Genomic DNA, 876 nt, shown 5'->3' with positions numbered 1-876 from the left:
CAAAACCCCGCTGCACGCCCTGCACCTCGAACTCGGCGCCCGCATGGTGCCCTTCGCCGGCTACGACATGCCGGTGCAGTACCCGCTCGGCGTGCTCAAGGAACACCTGCACACCCGCGAGCAGGCTGGCCTGTTCGACGTATCCCACATGGGCCAGGTCCTCCTGCGCGGCGCGAACGCCGCCCGCGCCCTGGAAAGCCTGGTGCCGGTGGACATCCTCGACCTGCCGGTGGGCATGCAGCGCTACGCGATGTTCACCGACGAGAACGGCGGCATCCTCGACGACCTGATGGTCGCCCGCCTGGCGGACGACGAACTGTTCGTGGTGGTCAATGCCGCCTGCAAGGAGCAGGACTTGGCGCACCTGCAGAAGCACCTCGGCGGGCAGTGCGAAATCGAGTCTCTGTTCGAGTCCCGTGCTCTGATTGCCTTGCAAGGGCCCAAGGCCGCTCAAGCGCTGAGCCGCTTGGCGCCGGACGTAGCCGGCATGACGTTTATGCAATTCACCACGCTCGAACTGATGGGCGTGAATTGCTACGTCAGCCGCTCCGGCTACACCGGCGAGGACGGCTATGAGATTTCCGTTCCGGTCGCGAATGCCGACGCCTTGGCGCGTGCCCTGCTGGCCCAGCCGGAAGTCCAGCCGATCGGCCTCGGCGCCCGCGACTCGCTGCGCCTGGAAGCCGGCCTGTGCCTCTACGGCCACGACATGAGCCCCGCCACCACCCCGGTGGAAGCCAGCCTCGTCTGGGCCATCTCCAAGGCCCGCCGCGCCGACGGCCTGCGCGCCGGCAACTTCCCCGGCGCCAGCGCGGTCTTCGCCCAGCAGCGCGACGGCGTGCCGAGCAAGCGTGTCGGCCTGCTGCCACTGGAGCG

At 68.6% G+C, this 876-nt stretch carries 1 protein-coding gene; it reads left to right on the top strand.

The window, feature by feature from the left end:
- Positions 1–876 (top strand): glycine cleavage system aminomethyltransferase GcvT (gene gcvT / locus E8F06_RS00010; RefSeq protein WP_280362957.1); only part of this gene is annotated, 876 nt, incomplete at both ends.

The sequence above is a fragment of the Pseudomonas sp. BN411 genome, assembly GCF_029871235.1.
In the GTDB taxonomy this organism is placed as follows: domain Bacteria; phylum Pseudomonadota; class Gammaproteobacteria; order Pseudomonadales; family Pseudomonadaceae; genus Metapseudomonas.
Note: the sequence above shows the minus strand (reverse complement) of the source record. Positions and strands in the feature narration are given on the sequence as shown.